This is a genomic window from Stutzerimonas sp. R40042 (genome assembly GCF_026642215.1).
In the GTDB taxonomy this organism is placed as follows: Bacteria; Pseudomonadota; Gammaproteobacteria; order Pseudomonadales; family Pseudomonadaceae; genus Stutzerimonas; species Stutzerimonas frequens.
The window spans coordinates 1,377,880-1,398,111 of record NZ_CP113258.1; the positions used below are offsets into that span (position 1 = coordinate 1,377,880).

Sequence of the window (20,232 nt, forward strand, 5' to 3'; positions counted from 1 at the left end):
TTTTTAGACGAATCGCCGCTTTTAAAATTGGCAGGGCTGAAGTCAGCCAGAAATACGTGACTACTTCAGACCATCCTAGTCAACCAGATCGCTATTGCCCCCGAAGATCGAGCCAACAAAGACAGCGGCTAAAATTAATTAGTACGAACTTCAGATGCTCACGATAGCGATTTAATCAGAATGAATAATTATAGGCTAAGACGAAATTATCTTGCGACATGGACGATCTCACGGGCGACGAGGTGTTGTAAGCCGATCGATTGGTCATACTTTGCTCGAAGGCATGCGAATACGCAGCATCGAACCTACCCGATTTTGATACTTGGTAGCTGAATCCCAAGGAAGCGTGTTTCCGCAAAATACCCGGAACTAGCGCCAACAATCCCTCATCATTAAAGGGCTGCGTCGCCTGACGGTAACCTGCTCGCACTGTTAAATTCGGGGTAGCTGCATACGAAGCCCCAATCGCCACTATTGTTTGATCCTTGGCATTTTGAGGAAGTCTTAAGTCGACATCACCAACATCACTAGAAAACCCTACCTTTATATCCTTCCAGGCATCCTTCCAAAAAACGCGAGACACATCAACAGCAACGAGTAATTTGTCCGTAACTTGGTGGCTCAGACCCACGTCAAGTTTGGCAGGGGTATTAAAGTCTAAAACACGAACCTCGCCCTCGATAGGCACATTACCGATGAGGCCATCTACCGCGGTAACAGTCCCCTTCCCTTTCAAATCGTTCATATGGCTTTTGAGCATGTAGGAGATACCCAACTTGGTCGTTGGCGTAATCTTATATAGCAAACCTAACCTACCCGAGTATCCCCAACCATCGACACCACTCGCAAGTTCCTTGTTTTGGCTAACGCTCAAATGCACACCCCGCGGGTCGGGTAAAGTGCCGATCAAGCCCAACAGCGAACCGGACACACGCCCATCACCGGCGAGACTACCCAACTGGTTCGTTCCCAGCAAATAATCGAGATTCAAACCACTCCATTTTGCATCTAGCGATCCACCGATAACAAGACGATCGTTAATCTTAAAACTCACGGCAAAAGGTATGTCAAGTATAAACAAGCGACTGGCGTTCTCAAGGCCGGTATCAGCATCGGCGGCATAGCCCATTCCGCCAATATCGCCGCGGGACAAAAAACTGTCCTTCCCATACTCGACCCCTATCCCCGCTTGTGCGAATATGCCCGCGCCAAAGGTCCAGTTAGAAACTTTACGGATAAAAGCAAGCTGAGGGGCAACATAGGGGCCTCTATTATTAGAATGCCGACTTGATGACGCTTTCTCGCCTGTACCAAGATTAGTGGCGCTGATATCTGTGGTAATCAGATCTAGCCCTAGCAGTATTTCACCTGTCGCATCAGACAAGTCCATTGTCGCTGGGTTGACCATCATTGACGCGGGCCCGACATAATGAGCAACAGCCGTACCGCCCATGCTTCTGGAAACCGCGCCAAAGCCCTCCAAAAACACACCATCCGTCGCTACCGCATGGCTTGACGCAATACCCAAGATCGCAGCACTAATTGTTTTATTGAGTAAATTTGTTTTTTTAATCATATGTTCCACCGTTTATTAATTTTGTTTTTGGGATACAACATCACTAAAAGCAAACTGCCCGCAACCTTAGAAAAGCCCACACGAGCCGCGTAATTCTACCAGCACGTTTCAACCAATATGGAGCACCGGCTTGAGCGTGACCCCTTCTTCCGAGTCTTCGGCGGCTCGATTGATTTCCTCAAAAGGATAAAACTTAATTAGCTTGTCAAATAGAAACTTCCCCTGGCGATAAAGTTCCACCAACCTCGGAATAAAAATATCTGAAATCGACTGATCTTCGACGATTCCACGAAGCTTACGATTGAATAGCAGGAACTACACCAGGCCCTTCATGCCCTAAAACCATCGGGAGCGGAACCGGATAATGCTGATCGCGACAAATCAGATCCGTATGACACAACCCGGTCGCAACCAATATAACGAGAACTTGATCTTCTGCAGCTCATTAAGAGCTACATGCCCGAATAAGAATGGGCCGTTTTTTTACGGACTATTGCCGCTTTGATTTCCATCTCATTCTGTTACCGGTTTTACTCCGGTTTCCCCCGCGGCGGCTATTCCAGCACTACAGCCGCACCTCAGTGTGTTCTCGAGCATAAATAGACGGTCGTTGCCCCACCACATTTGATCGCCCAAAAACATCGTTGGTACACCGAATACTTTACGTTCGATGGCGGCCTGGGTATGCTCATCATACGCATTTGTTGCAGCGTCGCTGCTGAGAAACTCCTCGAAAGCAGCGCGATCCCACCCTAGAGTCCCGCACACTAGGGCAAGCAGGCTTTCCGAGTCCAGAGCTATACCTTCCCCCCAAACTGCATTGAATACTGTATTCACGTAAGCAGCAGTCTGCGTTTCGGCACCCGAGTAATAGAGCCCAGCATTCATCCGTTGGCTATTGTAATTGGCAGGAAATAAAAACGGTAATCCGTACAGCTCGGCCCAGCGTTTTAAATCCACCATCAAATAGGCAAGTTTGACTTTCAGATCGCGATTGGAGGGGCCTACGTTTCCGATGGCGATTTTGGCTCGCGCCAAATCAATCGAGTGATAGCGAATGGAAAAGCTATAATCGTGGGCTAGCTTCGACAAGCGATGGTTAGCCAAGTAAGAAAAAGGGCTCAAAAAGTCGAAATAGAAATCAACAATCACAATCAAACACTCCAAAAAACTAAGCCAACCAACAGTGGGTTGCCTCATCAAGGATGGCACCCATCGTCGGCTTGATATGCTGGCTTCATTCGGTATTCCTAAAGCCTGACTTCACACCCGAGTCTGCGAGACTAGCAGTCTTAGCTAAATTTGCCGAACTGGCGACGCCTACTAGTAGCGCAAGAAATATGATTAATCTAATATATTTCAAATCGTTCAGCGTCTTTTCCAGCATTTCGCCAGACCAATCGAGTTGGACTACTTCAATTCCTTGCTGTATTTAGCATGCAGTGCGGCCCAAGCTTTGCCTGACTTAAGGGCGCCAGCAATATAGTCTTCTGGGACGATGTTATAGGGCGGACGGCATGGTCCAGCTGTGAGCCAGCCAGCTGCATCCATGCGTGCTTTTTCAAGTCCGATGTTGTATTTCGAGAACTCCGAAAAGTCGCCACGCGGAAACAATGTCGAATCGGCTGCGCGCATGTCATCGGAGATGGCTTTGGCCTTGATCCAGTCACCGCTGCTCTTGGCCTGATCCACTGCATCACGCAACATGATGGCGGTAGCCGGGCCGCACATGGAGCCGCTTGACCAGAACGCGGTCATGCGCTCAGGATTGATGCGTGCGGCCGCGTAATAGTCGTCCTCGTGTGGAAGGAAGCGGATGTTGGGTGCCAATTTCAGGTCCAAGTCAAGCATTCCGATGCCTAGATACTTGGCAGTTACTACCTGCGGAATTTTGGACATTTCTGCCCAGAAGGGGCGAGGGAAGTCGAACTTGAAGGCTTCAGGGTTAGCGTAAATCGCAATGGCAGCCTCCGGTACCGCCTCTGCAACATCACGATAGAACTGGACCGCTGTGGGCAGGTCCATCTTCACCCACATTGGGACACCGAGCATGGTACCGCTGGCGCCCATATCCATAAACTCACGAGTTTGGCGGATGACTTCGCGGGTATTCAAGGCCGTGGTGCCGCAGAAATAAGGCACGCGACCACGAATGGTTTCGACAACCGTCGAAACATAGTCACGTTTTTCCTCCCAGGTCAACGTAGCGCACTCGCCAAAAGTGCCCATACTTAAAATTCCGTTGACACCAGCCGCAATCAGTTCTTCAACTATGCGAGCAGTCTCGTTTAAGTCAACTGTGTTAGTGCTGCGCCAGTTAGAAGCATCCGGAGTAGCCGGCGTTGGCATAATAGCCCAGACACCATGGATATCCTCGGCAGTAAGACGCGCTGGTTTCATAGTTTTATTCGACATGGAGACACTCTTGGTTAGGTAAAAAAGCTGGAACTAGGTTAGTCAGAACCGTTGTCCAATCGCGACCGACTCCAAATTACGGATCTAGAGTTACCGTAGCTGTAGCCTCTTGGAGCCCAATCACCTTTATACGTTCGGTTTAAGGAACAGCTTCCGGATATCAATACTAACGAGCCAGTCGCTCGTTAAGTCAACATGAACTTGCAGTGCTGGGCCCCATGCATGATCTGCATCGAACGACTGAGGCTAGCATCCTCATTCGCCACGATCCTTGTATAATCTATTACAGCCCCGATGTGAGGGTGAACCGGAGCAAAATCGGGAAAATTAATACTGCAGGAGCATAAGTAATTTTCCCCAACGCATATCTGGAAGAGAGCCTGCGCCTGTAACTTTGGTTGTAGTTTTAACTCAATTTTACATCCAGGCCGTAGCCAGTGGTCTCGATACCATGGCCAAAGATGTCTCCAACGTAGTACTCCGCTTCGTCTATGGCCTTGGCACCTCGCCAGCCGGGCTCAATGAGCCAACCCGAAGGCGTTGCGCCATAGAACGTCAGCGCCTTGTCGTTAGCATGAATGCCAAGTTGCAAGGCAATGTCAATGTCGTTCTTTACAAACTGTTGATGGGTGTATCCCAGATCCTCTATGTCGGTGTACTCAAGCATCACATGATTGAGCCTCTTTTCAGCGGGCATGGCACCAAACCCAATGGAGTGGTCCCGACCATTGCAATGCATGAACGTTAGTTCGCCAGTCATGCCGTTGGGCAGCGGGATCCGGTATTCGACGTCCCCACGCAAGCCCAGAAGACTATAGAACTTGTGGGCAGCTTCGACATCGGTCTGGCGAACGATGCAATGACCCAGGCCTTGGTCACCAGTCACAAACTTGCCGTGCAGGGGGCGGCCGGGATGGAACGGGTTGTTCATGTCGATCCGGGGGCCCCAGAATATCTCGGTCGGGTTGCCGCCTGGATCTACTGTCTTCATCAGGCCCAACACCATTCGTTCCTGAGCCTCGGCTTTATCGCAGACGCGAACATCGTAACCGGCGTCAATGAGTTTTTGACCGAGAGCCTCGAACTCCGGTTTTCCGGACACACGCCAGCCCAGGTATTCCAGGTCGTCCTGGCCGTTATGATGGACCACGATTCGATGATGCCAGTAATCCATACGTAGATAGAAGCGGTCCTTCTCACCTTCATCAAGAACTTGCAGGCCCAGCATATTCGTGGCGAATGATTTCCACGCATCAGGATCCTTGACCGAGATGCCCATGTATCCGAGTTCAATAACTGCAGGTTGCTTACTCATAGTTTGATTCCATGGAGTTAGTGCTTATTAGAAGGGATACTGCTGCTCGAAAGGCTCGATGGTCAGCCACTTGAGCTCTGTGAACTCATCGATCACAGCACGGCCGTCGAAGCGCCCGTAGCCAGTGTTCTTAGTGCCTCCGTATGGAGCCTGCGCCTCGCTTTGGACAGTCGATCCGTTAATGTGCACTGAACCATATTCGATGGACATGCCCACGCGCAAAGCACGGTTGATGTCGCGGCCAAATACGCCCGACGACAGGCCATAGGCGCTGTCGTTGGCAATGCGAATGGCCTCTGCTTCGCCGTTGCAACGGATCACCACAGTGATGGGACCGAAGGTCTCCTCATCGTAGATCCGCATGTTGGATTTGACGTGATCCAGGATCGTGGCCGGCATGACCGCACCTTGGGCCATGCCGCCGCAGGCAACTGTGGCTCCTTTGTCGATCGCGTCCTTGAACAAACCATTGATCCGCTCGCCTGAATTTGGCGAGACCATTGGGCCGATGATGCAGTCGCCAGTTACGCATGGGTCGCCCGCGCTCAAACGCTTGGCCTTTTCGGCAAACTTGGCGACAAATTCGTCGGCGATCTTCTCATCAACCACCAAGCGCTCAGTGGACATGCAGATCTGACCTTGGAACAGGAAGCTACCGAACACCGCTGCCTTGACAGCTGCGTCGATGTCCGCGTCATCCAGAACAATAAGTGGGGACTTGCCACCGAGCTCCAGCAGGCAGCGCTTGAGGTGTTGCGCGGCCTTCTGCGCGATAATACTGCCCACGCGGGTGGAGCCCGTGAAGTTGATGCGGCGGATCTCCTTGGCTGAGATCAGTGCGTCGGCGATCTCGGGCGAACGGTCAGGCGAAGAGTTGAGATAGTTGAGCACGCCAGCAGGCAGCCCGGCTTCCTGCACGCACTGGGTGATCAGGGCATGCGTCGCGGGACTAAACTCAGAACCTTTGAATACCACCGTGTTGCCGCAGACCAGCGGATAAGCGATGGCTCGTGCCGCCAGCACTGCGGTGCCGTTCCACGGCACGATGCTCAGGATCGGACCGACCGGCTGACGTAGCGTCATTGAGAGCGTGTCAGACTTGTCTGTCGGAATAGTTTCCCCCTGAATTTGTGTAGCCAGCGATGCCGCTTCACGGAACACATTAGCTGACATCTGGACATTGAAGCCGGCCCAAAGAGCGGAGGCTCCCACCTCCTTGGCCATCACTTCGATAAACTCGGGTGTTTTACTTTCCATGACCTCAGCAACCCTCAGCAGAAGGCGGCGACGCTCCGAAGGGCCAACAGTCTTCCAGGTCTGGAACGCCTCTTGGGCAGCTTGCGCGGCCTTTAACGCATCCATCACCGTGGAGTTTGCACACTCCGTCATCACCTCACCACTGACGGGGTGCTTTCGCTCGAAGGTCTGTTGGTCACTGGAATTGATCCAGACATTGTTGATAAACAATTTTGTATTCATGCGGTTTGACCAGAAATTTAGTTATTATTTCAAGATAGGCGACAAACCTACTTGCGACCGAGCGCCATCCCTCCATCTATATTAATGACAGTCCCGGTAATGAATTTCCCTTGATCTCGCGACGCCAACAACAAATAGGGTGCCACTACGTCTTCGGCCTTGGCTGCAAATCCAAGAGGCGTTAGACCCTTGATCATGTCCTCGATACCGGGCATGTTTTTCATGTGAGTTTTGTCGAAGCCGGCGCTTGCGGGACCGCTCAGAGACGTCACGGTGCCGCCCGGTGCAACGGCGTTGACGCGAATGTGGGGAGCCAATTCGTAAGCCAAAGCTTTCATCATGCCCAGGACCGCATGTTTGCTGGCGATGTAGCAAGAACCACCAGCACCGACCGTATGGGACGACACTGAAGCGGTCATCACCACTGATCCGCTAGTCTTTTTCAGTTCCTGCAGGGCGGCCCTGATACCGCTGAAATAGCTCTTGACATTGATGTTGAATATCTCATCAAAACTGCTCGATATTTTCTCCCAAGGCTCTTCGATGCCAAGCATGTAATCCCAAATACCGGCATTTGCAATGAAACAATCGAGATGGCCGAATCTATCGGTTGTTTGCTTTATCAGCTTCTCATTTGTTGCGTGGTCCCGGACATCGCCCACGACGATCTCGAGTGCGTCCTTGAACTCATTGCAAAGGCTCGCCTTTTGCTCCTCGTTTTGTACGAGAGCGGATACGCAATAACCGGCGGACTTAAAGGATCGAACCAGTTCGAGACCAATTCCTGAGCCAGCACCGGTTATCGAAACGACTTGTTGATTGCTCATACACACAAATTTCCTTTTTAACAATGGGACCGCTTGTAGCAGTCACCATTTGTAAAGGCGATTATTGGGTCACATAAAGACCATCACATTGTGCGTCTGGAATGTGCGCTCTGGATAATCAATCAATCGTTGGACCAACTTACGCGCTCCATCTTCGCCGCGCTTCCATTTATCCTCCCGAGTGGCATAGAAGACATCGACTTGATTGCCGCGTCGTGCTCGGTGAACAATTAGGTTGGAGCGAATGTGAAGCAAATCTTCATTTTCGTCCATTGCAGCCTGGATATTTGTGATGAAACGAGTAAAGCGCACCTTTGGACTATTGCCCCAGTTTTGCGGATCCAGTTGATGCGCTACGCGAACTTCCAGTTGTTCATAATTCTCGTTGAAAATGTTCATGGTTTCATTGAGCTGGTAACGGCGCTCGGAAGCTGAGCGCAGTTCGCGTGAGATAATCTGATATTTCACCTCTGAGTCCACGCAGTGCTCTAACCAGGCGCGGTAAGCCTGAATGTCTAAAAGATGCGCTTCCCGGGTTAGCAACGTGGTAGCTTCTTGTTGCAAAGCCTCGTCGCCGGAATTTAAGAAACGAAGAAACTCTTCGGCATCGTGGGCGGAGACAAGCTTGTCTTCTTGAATATTAATCATCATGGTCCCTCTCGTCTGTTAGCGATCAGTAGTCTTTGTCAGTTCGGTATGCCAATTTTTAGAGGCATCCTCGAATTCAGCCCAGCTAGAGCTGCTGATGTGCGCGCCGTAAGCCCGATAGAAGCCACGATAACTGGTCTCGCCAATCGCCGATCTGCCGACGACGCCAGGATAAACCTCGTCGCCGTATACGTCCCCGCCGAAACCCAGGTTGGAAATCAGATCGCCATCCCTGGACTGATATTTCTTGGCGTTTTGCGATTCCGTTTCCATATTGTCGTTGTCGTCGCTTTCCCAGAAGCCAGCAGGCCCAAACGTTCTCTGAACCGCGTCGACCAAGCGGCGCTTGAGATCCTCGGGCATGTCTTTTTCGACCATGGCGTAGGTCCATACCTCAGTGGTATTTGCGTCGATCGGGTGCCATACCTTGAAGACACCCGAGCAGGTCAGAAAACTGTTGTTCGGGAAAACGGTGCCGTTGAGGTGGCTACGATAGATTCGTGCGCGAACCTCGCCAATTTCTTTGTTCAGCCGTTCCTGCTTAGCACCGCCGAAGGCCATCAATTCCGGAACCAGGTCTGCGCTGTGCACGCCTGAATATCCGTCCCACAACACACCCATGCCGCTGCCGTATTTGGAGGTCATTTGCAGACCTGCACCTTCTGGGGGCAAAGCTGCGTTGCCAGCTAACGACGAGAAGACCGACTGCCCTGTGCGAAGCGAAGACGCATGCGTCCAACCCACGTGGTACGCATCCCCCACAAAGTTTTCCGCGGGCGCTTTCCAGTTAGCCTTGATTATGACCTTTCCTGGAGGACCGATCAGTTCTAGCCCTCCGGAATGCTTAAACATAGGCTCCCAGTACCAGCCAGCGTCCCCCATGTAGTCTTTGAGAGAAGGGGCTTCCTCATCGAAGCAACCATAGATGAAGCCATGGAAGCTCTCTACACGAGCGACTTCTTTCAATCCCATACATTTCTTGTCGAGCGCCTCGCCATACAGTTCTTTTTCAAACGGGACGCTCTGCAGTTCACCGTTAGCGCCGAAGCCCCAGCCGTGATAGCTGCAAACGAAACCTTTAGCATTACCTGCTTCTGCGTGTACCAGCGTCTTGCCACGGTGACGACAAACGTTCAGGAAAGCACGAATCGAACCGTCGTTCTGCCTGGAGACGATAACCTCATCAACCCCCATTTTTGCCGTAACATAGTCGCCAGGGGACGGAATCAGGCTGTCATGAGTCAGGAAAAGCCAGTTCCGAGCAAAAATGGTTTCCAGTTCGCGCTGGAAAAGTTCTTCGTCGCCATGAATCAGGTGTTTTTGGGTCAGCCCAGATTCACTCACCAAGTTTTTATTTTTGTAATTCATATTTTCACCTCAAGAGATCGAATGGGGGGGATTACGCTCTAGGGTCCGGGGTGCCTCCTATTAAAATTCTCAGCTCAAATCAATCATCACACGCTGGCCCTCAATCTTCACCGGGTATGTTTTGATGTTCTGTGTCACAGGGGCGCACAAGGCCCTGCCTGTGCAAACATCAAATCTACCTTGATGCAAAGGACATTCAATTTCTCTGCCTTCTAGAAAGCCATCACTCATGCGGGCAGCACCATGTGTGCACAGGTTGTCGGTAGCGTAGATTTCGCCTTCCACTTCATACAGCGCTAGTTCCTTGCCTTCGACTGTCACGCCGAGGACGTCACCTTCAGGGATTTCATAAAGAGCGACTGCGTCAATCCATTTTTCTGTCATAAAGCTATCTTCAAATGGGGTAATGATGGAGTTAGAGATCATCCAGCTGTCCTAAATATTCAGACGCGGCTGTTGTTAGGGATGGTCTGAAGTAGTCACGTATTTCTGGCTGACTTCAGCCCTGCCAATTTTAAAAGCGGCGATTCGTCTAAAAAACGATCGAATCATCCATTCTTTCTGGGTTTTTAGCCGCCGCGAGCACCTCGCGCCGGCCATTTCCCACATTACAGGCGCACCTCTCCTGTATTCGCCAGTAAATGTCGGCGCGCCATCCACAGGTTCGACAGGGCGAACAGCGTCACTAACTGCGCCGTGTTCTTCACCAGCCCTCGAAAGCGAACTTTGGTGTAACCAAACTGGCGCTTGATCACCCGAAACGGGTGCTCGACCTTCGCCCGCACCTGCGCCTTGGCCTTCTCGACCTTGCGCTTGGCTTTGTAGAGCGGGCTGCTCTTGCCAAGCTTCTTGTAAGTGCTGCGGCGTGCCGCGACCTGCCAGATCACCGCCCGGCCTTCATGTTCGGAGCGCTTTTCGACGCCCGTGTAGCCGGCATCGGCGCAAACGACGTTTTCGTCGCCGTGCAGTAACTTGTCGACCTGAGTGACATCCGCCACGTTGGCTGGCGTACCGACTACGCTGTGTACCAGACCCGACTCATCATCCACTCCGATGTGGGCCTTCATGCCGAAGTAATATTGGTTACCCTTCTTGGTCTGGTGCATCTCCGGGTCGCGTTTGCCGTCCTTGTTCTTGGTCGAACTCGGCGCATTGATCAGCGTGGCATCGACGATGGTGCCTTGGCGCAGCGACAGGCCGCGATCTCCCAGGTAGCCATTGATCACGCCAAGGATACCGGCCGCCAACTCACGCTTCTCCAGCAGCCGGCGGAAATTGAGGATGGTGGTCTCGTCCGGAATGCGCTCCAGTCTCAACCCGGCGAACTGACGCAGGATGGTGGTCTCGTACAGCGCTTCCTCCATCGCCGGATCGCTGTAGCCGAACCAGTTTTGCATCAGATGTACGCGCAGCATCGCCATCAGCGGATAGGCGGGTCGGCCGCCTTCGCCCTTGGGGTAATACGGCTCGATCAAGGCAATCAAACCCTTCCATGGCACAACCCGATCCATCTCGATCAGGAACAATTCCTTGCGGGTCTGCTTGCGCTTACCGGCGTACTCGGCGTCGGCGAAGGTCATCTGCTTCATCGGAAACTCGGGCGGGTGGAGAGTCTGGGTATTTTGCCAAATCAGGAAGTCTTCTTCAGAGTTTCCTTAGTGATGCTCATTTAAGTGTCTTCCTGATGAATTCTCGATGTACAGAGGTGCAGGGTCGGGGCAATTCAGACCCCGCTGGGATAGAAGGCGTCGGCATAAATATGCTCGGGCGATATTCCAAGATCTTTGGCGACGGTGCATAGAGCGTCAACCATCGCTGGTGCGCCGCACAGGTAGGCTCTCCACCCAGCCAGCGAGGGAATGTCTTTTTCAATCAAATCGGTAATTAGGCCGGCCCGCTGGCCCTCATTAATCGGGCCCGTCGCGATCACTGTATGGACAGTCAGTTGAGGGTGGATAGCCGCGAGTTGGTTCAATCGGTCTGCGTCGTAAAGGTCTTGCTGACTGCGCACCCCGAAATAAAGGTGGATGGGGTTCGTCATTCCCGACTTCAGCGCGCCGCGAACAATCGACAGCACCGGTGCGAGTCCGGTCCCGCCGCCCACACACAGCATCGGCCCGGTGTGAGCCTGACGCAGATAGGCCGTACCAAGAGGCCCACTCAACTTAATGCTTGTACCTTCGCGGACGTGCTCGAAAATATACTCCGTGACACGCCCGCCCGGCACTTTGCGGATATGGAACTCCATTTCTTGGTCATCTGGCAGACCAGCCATTGAATATGGACGCACATGTTCGGGACTGAACTGTAGCATCGCGTACTGTCCGGGTGAGAACTCGAAGGGCTTGGCGAGGCGAATGCGGATGCGGCGAATATCGTGAGTGGGCGACTCGACGGCGACAACCATGCCTTTGATGATTCGCGCCGGGTGAGTGACTATGTCGTCTGAGTCTATGATCTCAATTGCGCAATTGCTGGTGAGCACTGACTGACAGGCGAGTACATAATGCTCTTCGATGCGATTTGAGTCACCGCTTTTCGCCGCCGAACTAATGACGCTGCCATCTATAACTCGGCAGCGGCAAGTACCGCATCGTCCAGACATACAGCTGTAGGAAATACCCACACGGTGCTCACGGAGCACTTCCAAAAGGTTGGCACCGGAATCAAAAGGCAAGCGGCGATTGTTCGGTAGTACGAGAAGTTCCATAGATCTGGCTTCTTTATTTATATGTTTTATGGTTCCATGATCATTGACTGTATTCTAATAGTCAATAAACCATAAATGAATATTAGTATCACCAATATGAATAATGTCCAGGCCATCCCTTACCGGCCCGTTGTTTGACTACACGACCCCGACCCGCAGCGGGGTCCATTCGCTTTCCTTCACCGCTGTGCTCACGGCCATGACGAGCTTGTCGAGATTGCTGGCAGTCACGCCCTCCAGTGCCGAGCGCCCCCGCAGCATCGAGCGCGGCTGCAGCAGTGCATGGTAGATCTGCCAAGGGTCCGCACCCCTGGTCAGCTTCAGGACAGACTGGATCAGCTCGTGCTTGAGCGGGTCGAGGTGCCAGTCCGGCACGCGCTGGCCGCGGTTGCCCACGTTCAAAGCCAGCAAGTTGCCCGCCTGGATCTCATAGCTGATCCACCTGCGGGATTTGCCCGCTATCTTGGCAAACGCAGCGACGGGAAGGTTGTGCGGCGCTTCGAAGACATCGAACAAATCCATTCTCTCGCGCTGAATGTCCGAAGGTACCAGCGGCGCGGCCGATCGCTGGGGCGGCACTGCCGGCAGCCGATGTGCGGCGGCAGAAACCAACGGCATGGCGTCACCCGGCTTCGTCACGAGCAGGCTTGGCGAAGCGGCAACCGGCGTAGAGGGCGCGCTTGCGGTTTGCTCAGTGGGGAATGCGGGCACGCCTTCCAGATGCACGGTGAGCGGCATGCTGGCCGCCTCGACCTGGTTCTGCTCGAAGAGGTCGAGGCGATCGGCCCAGTCCTGCATCATGCGTCGACGCTGCTCCACGTACGCGGCATGGTTGTAGGTCGCGCTGACCTTGTTGGGATCGACATGCGAAAGCTGTGCATCCACCCAGACCTTCGGGTAGCCGATCTCGTTGAGCGCAGTGGACATCGTGCCACGGATACCGTGTCCGGTCAGGCGTTCCTGATAGCCCATGCGTTTGAGCGCACCATTGAGCGTGTTCTCGCTGATGCGCTTCTTCAGGTCGCTGTCGTGCCGGAACAGGTAGCGCTGGGCCGGCTTGAACTCATCGAGCAGGTGCCGGACGATCTCCATGGCCTGAATCGACAGCGGCACGATGTAGGGCGGGATGTCCTTCGGCTGCTGCCGCTTCTTGCGCATATCCACCTGGAGTTGCTTCACGACGTCGGGCGGGATGATCCACAGCCCTCGGTCCAGATCGAATTGATCCGGCATCGCCTGCCGCAGCTCTCCGGTTCGCACGCCGGTCAGCAGCAATAGCCGCAGCCCGAGCTGGGTCTGCCGCCGGCCGCGATAGCTGCGCAGCCGCTGCAACAGCCTTGGCAGCTCGGCCATGCGCAGGAACGGGTTGTGGTTGACGGGTGGCAGCGGCAGCGCCACCACATCGAGATCGAAGGCGGGGTTCTGCTCCAGGCCCGGCACGATCACCAGCGCGTAGCGGAACAGTTGGTTGAACCACGTCCTGACTTTCTCGGCGACGGAGAGCGCCCTGCGCTTCTCGATCCTGGCGATCACCTCCAGGAGGTCGGGCCGCTTGATCTCATAGATCGACTGCTTGCCCAAGGTCGGCAGCACATCCTTGTCGAAGATGCGCGGAAGGATCGAGAGAGTCGTCTGCCGGCCTTCCTTGAGGCTGAGCCCGCGATGCTTGAGCCACTTGCGATACACCGCCTCGAAGGTGTTTTCGTCGGCGAGCCGGACAGCGGTGCGCTTCTGCTTGCGGTGATCGCGAGGATTGGTGCCTTTGGCCAGCAGGGCGCGCGCTTCATCGCGCAGGCTGCGGGCCTCGCGAAGCGTCACCTCCGGGTAGGTGCCGAGCGACATCCGCTTCTGCTTGCCCGCCCAGTAGTAGCGGAAGTGCCAAGTCCTGCCACCGGCAGCGGTGACGGCCAGGGAGAGGCCATCCAGGTCAGGGAGGGTGTATGCCTTGCCAGTCGCCTTGGCCTGTCGAACGGCCAGGTCTGAGAGTGCCATGCTCTTGCTCCGAACATGAGTCAGGAACCAGATGCTGGTCACGTCGACCTCGCCTCTCCATCAACAATCCGGAATCAGCCGCGCCCGCAAAAATGGACTTGTTTGTGGACTTAAAAGTCCCGGCTGTAGGCGGATCGCAGTGGACCACAGCAGAACGTCAAAGAGAGAAAAAGTCTTTGTGTGGCAACGACTTGCAGACTCTCTTGGACTTCTGCGGAAGTCCGCAGAATGATGCAGTGGAGCGGGCGAAGGGAATCGAACCCTCGTCATGAGCTTGGGAAGCTCAGGTAATGCCATTATACGACGCCCGCTCAGGGGTGCCTTTTTACCAGAAGGCTGGGGTGAAATGAAGCGCGGCAGCAGGTTTTTCTGGTGGGCGGCTACGGGCGGTCAGACTTGTGCGATCTCATCGCCCGTCAATGCTCGGTAGCAGCCGGGTGTCAGGCTGGCGTCCAGCCGCAGCGGCCCCATGCTTTCGCGGTGCAGGGCGGTGACCCGGTTGTTGAAGCGCCCGAACATTCGCTTGACCTGATGGTAACGGCCTTCATGCAGGGTCAGGCGGGCGCGGCGTGGGCCGAGCAGTACCAGTTCGGCCGGTAGGGTGATGAGATCTTCAAAGCGAAAGTACAGACCCTGGGCGAAGGCCTCGATGCAGCCAGGATCGATTTCGTCTTCGGTTTCAACCAAGTAGACCTTGCCCTGCAGGCTAGTCGGCTGGGTCAGACGGCGTGACCATTGGCCGTCGTTGGTCAGCAGCATCAGGCCGGTGGTGTTGAAGTCGAGGCGGCCTGCGATGTGCAGGTCATCCTTGTTTGGCTCATCGATCAGGTCGAGCACGGTACGGTGCGCGGCATCACGAGTGGCGCTGACGCAGCCGGCCGGTTTGTGCAGCATCAGGTAGCGGGCGGCCTTGCCTGGCTGCAGGACCTGCCCATCAAGCTCCACGCAGTCGAATATGCGCACCTCCCGGTCCATGGCCCGGGTGATTTCGCCGTTTATCCGTGCACGGCCGTCGCTCATCAGGCGGCGGACGTCCTGTCGGCTGAGCTGCGCACGGCTGCCGAGGTAACGATCGAGGCGCATCAGGGTTTGTCTGCGGATTCACTGCGGGCGCAGCGGGGGCAGATGCAGGCCTGGTTTCTGACGGCGGCGGGAATGCCGTCGAGCGTGTCCTGGGGAATGGTTGCGGTCATGCACCAGCATGGCTGGCCGGCGCGAGTGTCGCATTCGGCGCACTGGTTGGGCTGGCCGCAGAGCGGGCAGCGGGAAGGATCTACAGGCTCGCTCATGGCGTTTCCGTTTAAACGACGAGCTTCGCGTGCCGGTCAAGGGCCGGCACGCGAAGCGCGGATCACATGACGCGCTGGCCGGGCTTGGCGCCGTTATCCGGGCTGAGCAGATAGATCTCGCTGCCGCCAGGGCCTGCCGCCAACACCATGCCCTCGGACATGCCGAACTTCATCTTGCGCGGCGCCAGGTTGGCGACATACAGGGTCAGCCGGCCTTCCAGCTTGCTCGGGTCGGGGTATGCGCTCTTGATGCCGGAGAACACGTTGCGCTTGGCATCGCCGATGTCCAGGGTCAGGCGCAGCAGCTTGTCGGCACCTTCGACGAACTCGCACTTTTCGATCAGGGCGATGCGCAGGTCTACCGCAGCGAAGGCGTCGAAGTTGATCTCGGCGGCCAGCGGTGCCTTGACCAGCTCGCCATTGCCCGCGGGCGCGGCAGTTTCGCTGGCGGCCAGGTCCTCCTTGGAGGCTTCGATCATGGCTTCGATCTTCGCTGGCTCGATACGCGTCATAAGCGGGGTGAAGGCGTTGAGCTGGTGGTTGGTTAGCAGTGTGGTGTGGTCGTCCCAGCTCAGCGGCGCTACGTTGAGGAACTGCTCGGCAGCGGCGGCCAGGTTCGGCAGCACCGGCTTGAGGAAGATCACCAGCTGGCGGAACAGGTTGACGCCCAATGCGCAGATTTCCTGTACCTCGGCCTGCTTGCCCTCGACCTTGTTCAGTGCCCAGGGCGCCTTGTCGGCGATCCAGGCATTGGCGCGGTCGGCCAGATGCATGATCTCGCGCATGGCACGGGCGAAGTCGCGCGCTTCGTAGGCATCAGCGATGCTCGGCGCGGCGGCCTGGAAGGCTGCCCAGAGTTCCGGCTCGGGGTTGGCGTCGACCATCACGCCGCCGTTGCCCTTGTGGATGAAGCCGGCGCAACGACTGGCGATGTTGACGACCTTGCCGACCAGATCGGAGTTGACCTTCTGCACGAAGTCCTCGAGGTTCAGATCGAGGTCGTCGACGCCACGGCCGAGCTTGGACGCATAGTAGTAGCGCAGATACTCAGGGCTCAGGTGTTCGAGATAGGTGCGCGCCTTGATGAAAGTGCCGCGCGACTTGGACATCTTCTGCCCGTTCACCGTCAAGTAGCCATGCACGTTCACCGCGGTCGGCTTGCGGAAGCCCGCGCCGTCCAGCATGGCTGGCCAGAACAGAGTGTGGAAGTTGATGATGTCCTTGCCGATGAAGTGATACAGCTCGGCGCTCGAGTCCTTGCTCCAGAAGGCGTCAAAAGAAAGCTCGGGACGACGCTTGCAAAGATTCCGGAAGCTCGCCATGTAGCCGATCGGTGCATCCAGCCAGACGTAGAAGTACTTGCCCGGCTCGCCGGGGATCTCGAAGCCGAAGTAGGGGGCGTCGCGGGAGATGTCCCATTCCTGCAGGCCACCATCGAGCCACTCGGCGATCTTGTTGGCCACCGACTCTTGCAGCGCGCCGCCGCGGGTCCATTCCTTGAGCATCGCCTCGAAGTCGGGCAGCTTGAAGAAGAAGTGCTTGGAGTCCTTGAGCACCGGGGTGGCGCCGGAGATCGCCGAGCGCGGGTCTTTCAGCTCGGTGGGCTCGTAGGTGGCGCCGCATTTCTCGCAGTTGTCGCCGTACTGGTCCTCGGCACCGCATTTGGGGCAGCTGCCCTTGATGAAGCGGTCGGCGAGGAACATGCCCTTCTCGGGATCGAAGTACTGAGTCACCGAGCGGGTGGCGATGTGCCCGGCGTCGCGCAGACGCGTGTAGATCAGCTCGGCCAGCTCGCGGTTCTCTTCCGAGTGGGTGCTGTAGAAATTGTCGAAGTCGACGAGGAAGTCGGCAAAGTCACCACTGTGTTCAGCCTGCACGTTGGCGATCAGCTGTTCGGGGGTGATGCCTTCCTTCTCGGCGCGTAGCATGATCGCCGAACCATGAGCGTCGTCGGCGCAGACATAGATGCACTGGGTGCCGCGCAGCTTCTGGAAACGCACCCACATGTCGGTCTGGATGTACTCGAGCATGTGGCCGAGGTGGATCGAACCGTTGGCGTAGGGCAGGGCGCTGGTAACGAGGATCTGGCGGGCTTCGGACATGGGGACTCGGCAGTCGGAATTACGAAGGAAAGTTTGCAACTATAAAGGTCCGGCGCGCTTTTTTCATCCGCACCGCCGGAACGGGGTCGCCATCGCTCCCGGTCGTCGGTGGGCTCGGAACTAAAGGGCAGGGTAAGATGCCTGTCTGATTTGCTCGGTCTTTCCAGGAGTACCCATGTCCGTCACCCGCGAAGCTGTGGAAACCGTACTGCGCCAGTACACCGACCCCCATCTGAATCAGGACCCGGTGAGTGCCGGCTGTGTGCGTTCGATCGACATCCAGGGCGACCGGGTCAGCGTGCAGCTGGAGCTGGGCTACGCCGCCGGACTGTTTCGCAGCGGCTGGGCGCAGATGCTGGCGATGGCCATCGAAGGGCTGGACGGCGTCAGCCGGGCCGATGTGCAGGTGGACTGCATGATCCGTGCGCACAAGGCGCAGGATCAGGTGCCGGCACTGGCCAATGTGAAAAACATCATCGCGGTGGCGTCCGGCAAGGGTGGCGTCGGCAAGTCCACCACGGCGGCCAATCTGGCGCTGGCGCTGGCTCGTGAGGGTGCGAGGGTTGGGGTGCTGGACGCCGATATCTACGGGCCGAGCCAGGGCATCATGTTCGGCATTGCCGAGGGCAGCCGGCCGCAGATACGCGATGGCAAGGCATTCATTCCGCTGCAGGCCCATGGCGTGCAGATCATGTCGATGGCTTTCCTCGCCGACGACAAGACGCCGATGGTCTGGCGCGGGCCGATGGTCTCGGGCGCGCTGCTGCAGCTGATCACCCAGACCGAGTGGAACGACCTCGATTATCTGGTGGTGGATATGCCACCAGGCACCGGCGATATCCAGCTGACGCTGGCACAGAAGGTCCCGGTGACCGGTGCGGTGATCGTGACCACGCCGCAGGATCTGGCGCTGCTGGATGCGAAGAAGGGCGTGGAGATGTTCCGCAAGGTCAATATCCCGGTGCTCGGCGTGGTGGAGAACATGGCCATTCACATCTGCTCCAATTGCGGCCATGCCGAGCATCTGTTCGGCGAAGGTGGCGGCGAGAAGCTGGCCGCGCAGTACAACGTAGATCTGCTGGCCTCGCTGCCGCTGTCGATGGCGATCCGCAGTCAGGCGGATGCGGGCAAACCGACCGTGATTGCCGATCCGGACAGCCAGATCGCGATGATCTATCAGGAGGTTGCCCGCACCGTCGGTGCCCGTATCGCCCAGAGTGGCCAGATCATCGCGCAGTCGATGCCGAAGATTGTGGTATCGGAGGACTGATCCGGTAGTTTGCAGGCGGCGCCAGCTGTCGCCCGCCTGCAGCCTGGGCGAAATCGCAGGCATAAAAAAGCCCCGCCGAAGCGGGGCTTTTTCAGAGAAGCCTCAGGTTAGATAACCTGAACTTCCTCAGCTTGCATGCCTTTCTGGCCGCGGGTAGCGACGAAGGAGACTTGCTGGCCTTCTTTCAGGCTCTTGAAGCCGTCACCTTGGATGGCACGGAAGTGTACGAAGAGGTCGTCACCGGATTGCGGAGTGATGAAGCCGAAGCCTTTCTCATCGTTGAACCACTTAACGGTACCGGTTTGGCGATTGGACATTTGATGTCTCCTTGAACCAAGTTTTGAAGAATAAAGTGCGGGCTAAAGGGGCCCGAACATCACTGTGTGCAAGGAGATAGGAGATCGTATCGATATTTGGATCGAAATCTAAACATGTAGCGATTCACGGTGACACATGCAGCAGCAGCCCAGTAACAATACCGGTTTTCTGCAGCAAAGCGAGCTTTATTTTGGATTTCTTCACCGAGCGGCGCGCTCGAGCTGGGACCTGCTCTGCGGCGCGCACCGCGACCATGCTTTTACACGCGCACGAGGCTCGGTAAGATGCGCCATTTCGCAGGCCCATTAACCTATTCAGGACGCCAGCCATGAGCATCAAATCGGACAAGTGGATTCGCCGCATGGCCCAGGAGCACGGCATGATCGAGCCCTACGTCGAGCGCCAGGTGCGCACTGAGGGCAATGACCGGCTGATTTCCTACGGCGTCTCCAGCTACGGTTACGACGTGCGCTGCGCCGATGAATTCAAGGTCTTCACCAACATCAATTCGGCGACGGTGGACCCGAAGAACTTCGACGAAAAGAGCTTTGTCGACATCAAGAGCGATGTCTGCATCATCCCTCCGAACTCCTTCGCCCTGGCCCGCACCGTCGAGTACTTCCGCATTCCGCGCAACGTGCTGACCATCTGCTTGGGCAAGAGCACCTATGCGCGCTGCGGCATCATCGTCAACGTCACGCCGCTCGAGCCGGAGTGGGAAGGGCATGTGACCCTGGAGTTTTCCAACACCACCACGCTGCCTGCCAAGATCTACGCCAATGAAGGCGTGGCGCAGATGCTGTTCCTCGAATCGGACGAAGAGTGTGAAGTCTCGTATCGGGACCGTGGCGGCAAATACCAGGGCCAGCGCGGAGTGACCCTACCCAAGGCGTGACGCCGTAGCGATAGCTGATCGACAAAAG

At 55.9% G+C, this 20,232-nt stretch carries 19 protein-coding genes and 1 tRNA gene; 2 read left to right on the forward strand and 18 right to left on the reverse strand.

Annotated elements, in window-relative coordinates; translation table 11 throughout:
- Positions 1 to 175: 175 nt before the first annotated feature.
- The 17 genes from OUY36_RS06510 to metG form a co-directional block, all read right to left on the reverse strand.
- On the reverse strand, positions 176 to 1,576 hold the full coding sequence (locus OUY36_RS06510) for an OmpP1/FadL family transporter (RefSeq protein WP_090443578.1): 1,401 nt from the start codon (positions 1,574 to 1,576) through the stop codon (positions 176 to 178).
- Between the two features lie 295 nt (positions 1,577 to 1,871).
- A complete protein-coding gene (locus OUY36_RS22035) occupies positions 1,872 to 1,991 on the reverse strand; it encodes an alcohol dehydrogenase catalytic domain-containing protein (RefSeq protein ID WP_157763227.1) in 120 nt (39 codons plus the stop codon).
- A 98-nt stretch (positions 1,992 to 2,089) separates the two neighbouring features.
- A complete protein-coding gene (locus OUY36_RS06515) occupies positions 2,090 to 2,728 on the reverse strand; it encodes a 2-hydroxychromene-2-carboxylate isomerase (RefSeq protein ID WP_009399909.1) in 639 nt (212 codons plus the stop codon).
- Positions 2,729 to 2,986: 258 nt separating this feature from the next.
- The gene (locus OUY36_RS06520; protein ID WP_037060439.1) at positions 2,987 to 3,991 is read right to left on the reverse strand and encodes a dihydrodipicolinate synthase family protein; all 1,005 of its coding nucleotides are present in this window, start codon (positions 3,989 to 3,991) and stop codon (positions 2,987 to 2,989) included.
- Positions 3,992 to 4,397: 406 nt separating this feature from the next.
- Positions 4,398 to 5,306: a 1,2-dihydroxynaphthalene dioxygenase gene (nahC, locus tag OUY36_RS06525; protein ID WP_014819634.1), complete on the reverse strand. Its 909-nt coding sequence runs from the start codon at positions 5,304 to 5,306 to the stop codon at positions 4,398 to 4,400.
- A 27-nt stretch (positions 5,307 to 5,333) separates the two neighbouring features.
- Positions 5,334 to 6,785 carry an aldehyde dehydrogenase gene (locus tag OUY36_RS06530; RefSeq protein WP_020307246.1) on the reverse strand — a complete coding sequence of 484 codons (1,452 nt, stop codon included), beginning with the start codon at positions 6,783 to 6,785 and terminating at the stop codon, positions 5,334 to 5,336.
- Positions 6,786 to 6,832: 47 nt separating this feature from the next.
- A complete protein-coding gene (gene hcaB / locus OUY36_RS06535; RefSeq protein WP_267937299.1) occupies positions 6,833 to 7,612 on the reverse strand; it encodes a 3-(cis-5,6-dihydroxycyclohexa-1,3-dien-1-yl)propanoate dehydrogenase in 780 nt (259 codons plus the stop codon).
- A 69-nt stretch (positions 7,613 to 7,681) separates the two neighbouring features.
- Positions 7,682 to 8,263, reverse strand: a complete 582-nt coding sequence (locus tag OUY36_RS06540) for an aromatic-ring-hydroxylating dioxygenase subunit beta (protein WP_267937300.1) — start codon at positions 8,261 to 8,263, stop codon at positions 7,682 to 7,684.
- Between the two features lie 15 nt (positions 8,264 to 8,278).
- Positions 8,279 to 9,628, reverse strand: coding sequence for an aromatic ring-hydroxylating oxygenase subunit alpha (locus tag OUY36_RS06545; protein ID WP_267937301.1), 1,350 nt, complete (start codon positions 9,626 to 9,628; stop codon positions 8,279 to 8,281).
- Positions 9,629 to 9,697: 69 nt separating this feature from the next.
- Positions 9,698 to 10,012 (reverse strand): naphthalene 1,2-dioxygenase system ferredoxin NdoA, encoded by a 315-nt coding sequence (ndoA, locus tag OUY36_RS06550; protein WP_009399901.1) that lies wholly within the window; start codon positions 10,010 to 10,012, stop codon positions 9,698 to 9,700.
- Between the two features lie 224 nt (positions 10,013 to 10,236).
- Complete coding sequence (locus tag OUY36_RS06555; RefSeq protein WP_014819624.1) at positions 10,237 to 11,217, reverse strand: IS5-like element ISAch1 family transposase; 981 nt, start codon at positions 11,215 to 11,217, stop codon at positions 10,237 to 10,239.
- 134 nt (positions 11,218 to 11,351) lie between these two features.
- On the reverse strand, positions 11,352 to 12,338 hold the full coding sequence (locus OUY36_RS06560) for a 2Fe-2S iron-sulfur cluster-binding protein (RefSeq protein WP_009399900.1): 987 nt from the start codon (positions 12,336 to 12,338) through the stop codon (positions 11,352 to 11,354).
- 138 nt (positions 12,339 to 12,476) lie between these two features.
- Positions 12,477 to 14,330 carry a tyrosine-type recombinase/integrase gene (locus OUY36_RS06565; protein ID WP_043223221.1) on the reverse strand — a complete coding sequence of 618 codons (1,854 nt, stop codon included), beginning with the start codon at positions 14,328 to 14,330 and terminating at the stop codon, positions 12,477 to 12,479.
- Positions 14,331 to 14,567: 237 nt separating this feature from the next.
- Positions 14,568 to 14,641, reverse strand: a tRNA-Gly gene (locus tag OUY36_RS06570).
- Positions 14,642 to 14,720: 79 nt separating this feature from the next.
- On the reverse strand, positions 14,721 to 15,413 hold the full coding sequence (locus OUY36_RS06575; protein ID WP_267937302.1) for a pseudouridine synthase: 693 nt from the start codon (positions 15,411 to 15,413) through the stop codon (positions 14,721 to 14,723).
- Positions 15,413 to 15,619, reverse strand: a complete 207-nt coding sequence (locus OUY36_RS06580; RefSeq protein WP_267937303.1) for a cysteine-rich CWC family protein — start codon at positions 15,617 to 15,619, stop codon at positions 15,413 to 15,415. Before OUY36_RS06580 ends, OUY36_RS06575 begins: the two co-directional genes overlap by 1 nt.
- A 62-nt stretch (positions 15,620 to 15,681) precedes the next feature.
- Entirely contained in the window at positions 15,682 to 17,721 is a 2,040-nt protein-coding gene (metG, locus tag OUY36_RS06585) for a methionine--tRNA ligase (RefSeq protein ID WP_267937305.1), read from the reverse strand.
- A gap of 175 nt (positions 17,722 to 17,896) precedes the next feature.
- Between metG and apbC the strand changes: the two genes are divergently transcribed.
- A complete protein-coding gene (gene apbC / locus OUY36_RS06590) occupies positions 17,897 to 18,991 on the forward strand; it encodes an iron-sulfur cluster carrier protein ApbC (RefSeq protein WP_267937308.1) in 1,095 nt (364 codons plus the stop codon).
- Positions 18,992 to 19,098: 107 nt separating this feature from the next.
- Here apbC and OUY36_RS06595 read toward each other — a convergent pair whose 3' ends face one another.
- On the reverse strand, positions 19,099 to 19,308 hold the full coding sequence (locus OUY36_RS06595) for a cold-shock protein (RefSeq protein WP_003282211.1): 210 nt from the start codon (positions 19,306 to 19,308) through the stop codon (positions 19,099 to 19,101).
- A 329-nt stretch (positions 19,309 to 19,637) separates the two neighbouring features.
- Here OUY36_RS06595 and dcd point away from each other — a divergent pair, with 329 nt between their 5' ends.
- Positions 19,638 to 20,204: a dCTP deaminase gene (gene dcd / locus OUY36_RS06600; protein ID WP_063541187.1), complete on the forward strand. Its 567-nt coding sequence runs from the start codon at positions 19,638 to 19,640 to the stop codon at positions 20,202 to 20,204.
- Positions 20,205 to 20,232: the final 28 nt, after the last annotated feature.

Excerpts from the sequence above, each read along its gene's own strand:
- OUY36_RS06510 (WP_090443578.1), bottom strand. The coding sequence starts at position 1,576 with ATGATTAAAAAAACAAATTTACTCAATAAAACAATTAGTGCTGCGATC.
- OUY36_RS06520 (WP_037060439.1), bottom strand. The coding sequence starts at position 3,991 with ATGTCGAATAAAACTATGAAACCAGCGCGTCTTACTGCCGAGGATATC.
- nahC (WP_014819634.1), bottom strand. The coding sequence starts at position 5,306 with ATGAGTAAGCAACCTGCAGTTATTGAACTCGGATACATGGGCATCTCG.
- OUY36_RS06530 (WP_020307246.1), bottom strand. The coding sequence starts at position 6,785 with ATGAATACAAAATTGTTTATCAACAATGTCTGGATCAATTCCAGTGAC.
- hcaB (WP_267937299.1), bottom strand. The coding sequence starts at position 7,612 with ATGAGCAATCAACAAGTCGTTTCGATAACCGGTGCTGGCTCAGGAATT.
- OUY36_RS06540 (WP_267937300.1), bottom strand. The coding sequence starts at position 8,263 with ATGATGATTAATATTCAAGAAGACAAGCTTGTCTCCGCCCACGATGCC.
- OUY36_RS06545 (WP_267937301.1), bottom strand. The coding sequence starts at position 9,628 with ATGAATTACAAAAATAAAAACTTGGTGAGTGAATCTGGGCTGACCCAA.
- ndoA (WP_009399901.1), bottom strand. The coding sequence starts at position 10,012 with ATGACAGAAAAATGGATTGACGCAGTCGCTCTTTATGAAATCCCTGAA.
- OUY36_RS06555 (WP_014819624.1), bottom strand. The coding sequence starts at position 11,217 with ATGAAGCAGATGACCTTCGCCGACGCCGAGTACGCCGGTAAGCGCAAG.
- OUY36_RS06560 (WP_009399900.1), bottom strand. The coding sequence starts at position 12,338 with ATGGAACTTCTCGTACTACCGAACAATCGCCGCTTGCCTTTTGATTCC.
- OUY36_RS06565 (WP_043223221.1), bottom strand. The coding sequence starts at position 14,330 with ATGGCACTCTCAGACCTGGCCGTTCGACAGGCCAAGGCGACTGGCAAG.
- OUY36_RS06575 (WP_267937302.1), bottom strand. The coding sequence starts at position 15,413 with ATGCGCCTCGATCGTTACCTCGGCAGCCGTGCGCAGCTCAGCCGACAG.
- OUY36_RS06580 (WP_267937303.1), bottom strand. The coding sequence starts at position 15,619 with ATGAGCGAGCCTGTAGATCCTTCCCGCTGCCCGCTCTGCGGCCAGCCC.
- metG (WP_267937305.1), bottom strand. The coding sequence starts at position 17,721 with ATGTCCGAAGCCCGCCAGATCCTCGTTACCAGCGCCCTGCCCTACGCC.
- apbC (WP_267937308.1), top strand. The coding sequence starts at position 17,897 with ATGTCCGTCACCCGCGAAGCTGTGGAAACCGTACTGCGCCAGTACACC.
- OUY36_RS06595 (WP_003282211.1), bottom strand. The coding sequence starts at position 19,308 with ATGTCCAATCGCCAAACCGGTACCGTTAAGTGGTTCAACGATGAGAAA.
- dcd (WP_063541187.1), top strand. The coding sequence starts at position 19,638 with ATGAGCATCAAATCGGACAAGTGGATTCGCCGCATGGCCCAGGAGCAC.